This window comes from bacterium, assembly GCA_021159335.1.
Lineage (GTDB): Bacteria > UBP14 > UBA6098 > B30-G16 > B30-G16 > JAGGRZ01.
The window spans coordinates 1-7,058 of sequence record JAGGRZ010000124.1 but is presented as its reverse complement, the minus strand read 5'-3'; the positions used below and the strand labels follow the sequence as shown (position 1 = coordinate 7,058).

Sequence of the window (7,058 nt, the reverse complement as noted above, 5' to 3'; positions counted from 1 at the left end):
CCGCTGGTCTTTCCGCCAAGCAGCATGCCCGCTGGGACGGCACGGATGACGGTGGCAATCCTGTTCCTGAGGGGGTTTACATCTACAGCATTGAGGTCGCTGGCGAGGTAGTTTGCGAAGGGACCGTTACAGTAGCGCGGTAAGATAATCTAAAACCTCAAAACATTAGCCCCCGTGGTCCCCGTTCTATTCCGCGGTCCCCGAGATTCAAATGCTTTCCCCTATCTCCCCCGCCTTAGTAAGGGCTATTTTGGTCAATATGGGGCCTATAATCTCGAAAACAACGCATGTAGCGGTTATCGTGGTTAAAAGGGCGGTTCCTATTCTGTCGCCCTCTGTGAATGGGTTGCCACCCACATATCGGAGAATCTTGCCAACGCCAGCGAATTGTTGCTTGACAATAAGGGACAACCCTATCGCAACACCTGCTTGAGAAAGTATCCCCAAGCCGAGGTATTTTCTTATTTTTTGCGATGCTTTTCCGACGGTTGCTCCGAACCATGCTCCACCCATAAGCCCAATTGCACGCGATAGTATGTATATCAAACCAATAAGACCCAACGACGGCAAAGCGCCTATGTGAAGGTTGGTCCCGGCAAGAGTAAAGAAAAGGATAAATATTATTTGCATAAGATTCGGTAGCTCGTCCTGAATGTGCTGGATAAGCCTTTTTGAGTGAGTGTTGACGATTAAAATTCCGATCATCATGTTGGTCAGTATCAATGATATTCCCAGCGCTTCACACAACCCTGTAACGAGCATCACGAAGCCGAAAACCAGCACGAGCACCTCACCCGAGGTCCTTAGTTTTCGCGAGAGCAGAGTGAACAAAGCCCAGAAGGCGATACTTAAGCCGAAACTCATAAGGATTTCGAGAAATGGCTTGAGAAGTATAGCAAATGTCCCAGCAGCGTGAACACCAGCCTGTTTCAGAAGTAGCGAGCGCGCTATAGCGAAAGCAAAGCCGAAAATTATTATCCCCAAGCCATCGTCAAAACCCACCACGGCGTATAGTGCGTTGGTAAGCGGACCTCTGGCTTTGTATTCTTGGATGACAGCCACAGTTCCTGCGGGGGCGCTTGCTGGCGCAACAGAGGCGAACATAAGCGATAGAACGACATCTTTGGTAAGAAGGTAAAGCGCTGCAAAAACTATTAGGAATGCCCCGAAAGATTCCGAAAGGATTATTAGGATTATCGCTTTCCCGTGCCGTTTAAGCTGAGCTATATCAAGCTCAAGCCCGATGGCAAGTGCTACGAACCCTAATGCAACTTCGGTTATGAACGATAAATGAGATTGCGTGTCGCTCGTTACAAGGTTAAGTATCGACGGTCCCAGAAGAATGCCGAAAATCATGTAGCCTATTATAGCTGGCAGACGAAGCTTTTTCGCAAGCCTGCCGAAGTAGAAACCAACGACAACTATGAGTCCTACGATGAAAATCCCATAAATGGATGGGTTGTGAAGCCTTCCTATGATTTCCGATGCGTTTTCCATATTAGTATTCCAGTTCTCCAAAGGTATATACGGTGTCAAGAACCACGACCATTATTTCTGATTGTGACTTGTTTTTCCGCGCGATCTCTTTTATGCGCCGCAGCGCTTCGTTGGAGTATTTCTTTGGTATGGTAGCCAGTATTATTTTGCTAAATCGCTTTTTCCCCTCTCCCCAGAAACTCATGAAAAGCGGCAGCGCTTTAAGATAGTTCGATGCGTTGGCTGCCTCGATTATCGTAAGCGATGTGTCAGGAAGTTCCGTCAGAAGGCCAAGAATATCGAGAAAATCGGAATCCTTCTGAACTATTATGTTGAAAAGATAAAATTGCCTTTGCTGCTCTATAGGGCATAGCTCGGTGAATTTGTTTGAGAAAATCTCGAAAAGCTCGTCTTTATCCTTCGCCGAAAGAAGCCTTTTTCGCGTGGATTCAGTGCCAAGTATTTTCGCCACAACGGAGAGCAGCCTTATGTGGTCGTTCCTTCTTTTTTGGGGTGCAACGATGAATGCGAATATTTTTACTGGCTTTCCATCCAGAGCGTCGAAGTCAATGCCGTGCGGGACTATCAGCATGCCGAGAACGAACTCATCTATATCGGGAAGGACACAATGCGGTATGGCTATGCCATTTCCTAATCCTGTGGTGCCCAGTTTTTCGCGCTGCAACAAGGATTCGTATAGCTTCTCGGATTCTATATGAACAAGCTTCGAACAGTGGGCTGCCATCTCAGCTATTTTCCTTAAAACAGAATCCTTATCCGTAAGGGTGTCGTCGATGTCGAAACATTCTTTCTCCAATATTTTCTCGATTTTAATCATTAAATACCCCCTGACACTTTTTATAATGAAGATTATTTAGGGAAACTTTTTTTCTCTAACATCCTCCGCGAATTTTTTTGCGGCTTTGATTATTTCTTCTTTCAGGTTAGCGTATTTTTTGACGAAGGGGGGCGTGAATCTGTCAAAAAGACCGAGAATATCGTTTACGACTAATATTTGACCATCGCAGTAGGGTCCTGAACCTATGCCTATTGTGGGAATGGATAGTTCTTCGGTTATTTTTTTTGCCGTTTTCTCTTCAACCTTTTCCAGCACTACAGCGAACGCGCCTGCTTCCTCTACTGCGTGTGCGTCCTCGAGCAGTTTTTTTGCCGATGCCTCCTCGACGCCCTGCGTGGTGTATCCGCCAAGTTTGTGCACAGATTGCGGAAGCATTCCTATGTGTGCGAGGACAGGTATTCCCGAATTTACCAATGCCTTTATCGTTTCCGCGAATTCCGCTCCACCCTCGGGTTTAACGGCTTGTGCGCCAGCTTTAAGAAACCTGCCTGCGTTAGTTATTGCATCCCTTATTGAGGTTTGGTATGAAAGAAATGGCATGTCAGCCACAACAAGCGCTCTTTTAACCGCTTTGGCGACCGCTTCGGTGTGGTAAAGCATTTTCTCCATGCTGGCGGTAAGTGTGGTTTCGGAGCCGTAAAGAACCATCTCAACGGAGTCGCCGACGAGTATCAAGTCAACGCCGGCTTCATCGAGATATTTGGCGGTAAAGTAGTCGTATGCAGTAAGAGCAACTATGGGAACTCCCTCGACCTTTTTCTTTAAAATGGTCTTGACAGTTATTTTGCTATCTCTCGCCATTTTTGAAATAAAAAGTCAGTAGTTATAATGTAGGGAAATTTAGGATTTTGTCAAAATACTTGTTTGCCAATGCTTTGTGCCTATAGTCTGTTTACTATTTTTCTTATAGCTTCCGCGGCTTCCTCCGGGAGCGTGTCGAATCCCTTGGTGGCTTCCTCGCGGCTCTCGATGAACTCGAGACGGTCAAGCATTCGCTCCTTGAAGAATTTCTTGTATTCCGGGTCGTCCATTTTTGGCTCAAATCCTTCAAATGGCATGTATGAGAATTCTGGTACTCCCTTCCATTCGACCCAATCGTCGTTGCCCTCAACGAGTCGCTCAAGTATCGATAGTGTTAACTCTTTTGGGACTTTTTTACCCATAAAGTGTCCCGTGTTCAGGATGTATGCTTTGACGCCGCGTTCGAACAGCATCTTGAACTTTGTGTAGTCCTCCTTAAGCGGATATGTGCGGAACGGGTTCGCATACGGTTCTACCACGAGTTTGTCGAGGCTTACCCCGACCACTCTTTCCGCGGAGGTTCGTTTAGTAGCAAGTGTAGTGCCCATGGTGCTCGCCAGCGTCGGGTCATCGATGCGGGTTATCGGTGGGAGTGCAGGGTCTTTCATAAGCCAGAATATAGCGTTTATCGGGTCTTCGATTTTGTCAACTCTGTTAGGCGACCACAGCCTCGATTTTATCGCTCTGCCGTTGCCGTTGCGGATGTCTTCGGTAACAAGATACATTTTCCCATCCTCGCCCACGGTTACACCGACGTTCTGCGCAGTAAGGATGTATTTGTTATCGGGGTGCCCTATTTTATAGTCAGCGGTTTTATCGAAGTATGAGGGCTCCAGCGCTATGGATGAGCCGTCATCAAGATTTATTATGAATGCATCGTCGTGAACTATGGTTGTCTTGTATCTTCCCCCGTGTTTGGCGTGCGTGAGAGTTGATTTTCCAGAACCGGAGAGTCCGAAGAAAGCGTAAACCATCTTCTGGTCGTCGTATCGCTTTAGTCCGCCGTGGCACGATACATAGCCGTGTCTATTGGCGGTTCCCCATGCGAGTGTTAGTGTTCCTTTTTTGAACTCGCCGAAGTATCGCAGCCCGAGAAGTGCAGCCACATTGTGCGTAGGGTCAAAAAATGCGAGTCCAAGAGGAAAGTCTGGGTGTTCCCAGTAGGGGTCCGCGAAAACGAAAATCTCGAAATCCTCTATCGGACGGGAATTAGCATACATCTCGGCGTATTTGGTGTTTATGCTCTGGAAATTCAGAAGCCAATTTAGCACCGTGTTCTCAAATCCTTCTGGAATGAGCAGGTTAGCTTTTACCATAAAGTCGGGGTGAAGCCCTATAACTGCCTCGGCATGGTACATTTTTCTGAATCTTGTTCCGTAGACAGCTTCCCGAAGTATTTCTCCATACTTTTTCTCGTCGACTCCTGGTGTGAACGCTATTCTTCGCGCCTGTGCGCATCTTCCGACCACTGCGCCGTCGTTGAAAACGAGGATTTTAGCGTCGCTCGGAAGGTCGTGAAATTCGGGCTTGTGTATTGGAATATCAGTTACTATCGTTCCAGGAGAGTTTTTTGCAAGAAAGTAGGCTTCTGCGACTGAGCTTATTTTGTGAACATTATTTCTGTAGAAGGCGGTCTCTATTATTGTTCTGAACGAGGTTATTTCCGATTTATTGTGCAGAGATGGGAAAACCATTTATTACCTCCTTTTATTACTATCAAATCTTGAAAAGAAATTAAAACCTGATTAAAAAACAAGAAAAAAATAAAAAATTTGTGAAAAAAATAACATGATTTTTTGCGGATTCATCCGATAAATCATTTTTATTTTGATTGAAATGTAGTGGTTGTGGATTATTTTTACCTTGGTTTTGGTTGTATTGCATGTAAATCTTGACAGCAGTTTTAATTTCACATAATTTTAGGTTTGTTAAAATTTAGCGGAGGATATAATGGTTGAGCAAGCAGCAACTTTGAAGCAGCCGATATCTGTTCCCGCCGAGAAGGCGGCGGCGATAACCGTTGAGCGCTGGTCGCGCATAAGAAACATATCCGCATTCATAGTTTTCGCGATTGTTCTTGCCGTTTACATGCTTACAGCGCAGCCGACTGTCCCATTTTGGGATTGTGGTGAGTTCATAGCGTGTTCATATACTCTCGGTGTTCCTCATCCCCCCGGGGCGCCGCTTTTCGTTTTGTGGGGACGGCTTTTTTCACTTCTCCCTCTTGGGGTAAGCATTGCCCACAAAATAAACTGGATGTCGTCTCTTTTTAACGCTCTCGCCATTGGAGTTTTGTTTTTGATTCTTGCGCGGATAATAAACAGGTGGTTTGGTCAGGTAAAAAACACGACAGAACTTTTTATCGCCCTTATAGGCGCTGCCTCTGGCGCATTTCTGGCCGCTTTCGGGACCACATATTGGAACAACGGTCTTGAAGCTGAGGTTTACGGTTTCGCTATGCTTGCAACAACGCTTATAGTGTATCTTGCCCTTCTCTGGAGCGAAAGAAAAAAGGACCCGAAGGTGGATAGGTATATTATGCTTATAGCTTATCTTCTTTATCTTGGCATCGGTGCGCACCTTACGGTCATGATAATGCTGCCGCCCGTGTTTTTGTATTTCATCATAGCTGACAAGACCAAGCGCAAAAGCCCGATTTTCTGGCTCACATGGATGCTCTTATTTCTCGTTGCGACAGAGTTTAACCTGTTTGTGGAGAACATGCTTGCTGGGCTCGTTATCTTCGCCCTCGCTGCTATGCTTAGCAGTAAGCCGACCAATCGCTCAATCCTCATGACTATTCTCGGAATATGGGGTTTGGCTCAAGTAGTTCTTCTTTTTAAGGGGACCACTATTCCCGGGCTTCTTCTTAAAGATTATGGTTTTTCGGGCAGTGACCCGAGCACGCTTTCAGCACTTACACAGCTTGTTATAATAGCCATAGCATTCGTATCGGTTTGGAAAAGAAATGTCCCCAGGGAGTGGAAGGTAGGCTTTTTTACGATACTACTCGCCATAATAGCTTTCTCGCTTAATTCCTATACGATAATCCGTTCCAAGGCTGACCCATATGTGGACGAGAACGATCCTGAAACGCTCAAAGCATTCCGCGGCTACATGGACCGAAGTCAATACGGTCAGTCGATGTGGGTTATGCTTTTCCACAGGAAAGGTTCGTGGGCAAGCCAATTCGGGACACATGAGAGGATGGGGTTCTGGGGATTTTTCAGAAAGCAATGGGCTAATCCCAAAAAGATACCTTACGCTTTCACGCTTAATGGCTGGTTATTCTTTATTATAGGTATTATAGGGCTTGGATACGCATATTACAGGAACCCCAAGTGGGGGGCATTGCTGTTTTTCTCGACACTTATAGCGACTATAGGGTTGCTGGTTTATCTTAACTTTTCGGATGGCACGAGGGGTATCCACCTCGAGGTCAGGGATCGAGATTACTTTTACACGCCGGGATTTATGTTTTTTGGCGCGCTTATGGGACTCGGTTTTGCTGCACTGATGACATTCATATATCGTGGGGCGCGAGAGTTTAAAGCATTCCTTAAGAGAACCGGTCCTCTTCTCTTCTACACTATAGCCTTTGGAGCGCTGGTAATTCTATTCCTGGTGAGACAGGACCATTTCTATTTCCTTGGAGCTGCCGCGCTCTCGATATTCCTCGGTATAAGATGCCAGAAGATAAAGCTTGAGAAAGGCGAGACCAAAAAAGCCAATCCATCAAAGTCAAAAGTGTGGATTCTCGTCGTGGCTGTTCTCTCGCTATTTTTGCCCGTTGTTTCGCTGGCTACATACTGGTGGCAAAACGACCGCAGCAGAAATTACATTCCTTATGATTACGCATACAATATTCTTCAATCTTGCGATAAAAACGCTATTCTTTTCACAAATGGCGATAATGATACTT

Annotated in this window: 5 protein-coding genes; 1 reads left to right on the top strand and 4 read right to left on the bottom strand. The window is 45.9% G+C overall.

Features of this window, described 5'->3' with window-relative positions; translation table 11 throughout:
* Positions 1–207: 207 nt before the first annotated feature.
* From J7J62_06870 to J7J62_06855, 4 genes are all read right to left on the bottom strand, one after another.
* On the bottom strand, positions 208–1,497 hold the full coding sequence (locus J7J62_06870; GenBank protein ID MCD6124876.1) for a cation:proton antiporter: 1,290 nt from the start codon (positions 1,495–1,497) through the stop codon (positions 208–210).
* A 1-nt stretch (position 1,498) separates the two neighbouring features.
* Positions 1,499–2,314 carry a PTS sugar transporter subunit IIA gene (locus tag J7J62_06865; GenBank protein ID MCD6124875.1) on the bottom strand — a complete coding sequence of 272 codons (816 nt, stop codon included), beginning with the start codon at positions 2,312–2,314 and terminating at the stop codon, positions 1,499–1,501.
* A gap of 36 nt (positions 2,315–2,350) precedes the next feature.
* Positions 2,351–3,136 carry a 3-methyl-2-oxobutanoate hydroxymethyltransferase gene (gene panB, locus J7J62_06860; protein ID MCD6124874.1) on the bottom strand — a complete coding sequence of 262 codons (786 nt, stop codon included), beginning with the start codon at positions 3,134–3,136 and terminating at the stop codon, positions 2,351–2,353.
* Positions 3,137–3,216: 80 nt separating this feature from the next.
* Positions 3,217–4,830 (bottom strand): phosphoenolpyruvate carboxykinase (ATP), encoded by a 1,614-nt coding sequence (locus J7J62_06855; protein ID MCD6124873.1) that lies wholly within the window; start codon positions 4,828–4,830, stop codon positions 3,217–3,219.
* 256 nt (positions 4,831–5,086) lie between these two features.
* On the opposite strand from J7J62_06855, the gene J7J62_06850 reads away from it, so the two are divergent.
* Positions 5,087–7,058 (top strand): DUF2723 domain-containing protein (locus tag J7J62_06850; GenBank protein ID MCD6124872.1); only part of this gene is annotated, 1,972 nt, incomplete at its 3' end.

Excerpts from the sequence above, each read along its gene's own strand:
- J7J62_06865 (MCD6124875.1), bottom strand. The coding sequence starts at position 2,314 with ATGATTAAAATCGAGAAAATATTGGAGAAAGAATGTTTCGACATCGAC.
- J7J62_06870 (MCD6124876.1), bottom strand. The coding sequence starts at position 1,497 with ATGGAAAACGCATCGGAAATCATAGGAAGGCTTCACAACCCATCCATT.
- panB (MCD6124874.1), bottom strand. The coding sequence starts at position 3,136 with ATGGCGAGAGATAGCAAAATAACTGTCAAGACCATTTTAAAGAAAAAG.
- J7J62_06855 (MCD6124873.1), bottom strand. The coding sequence starts at position 4,830 with ATGGTTTTCCCATCTCTGCACAATAAATCGGAAATAACCTCGTTCAGA.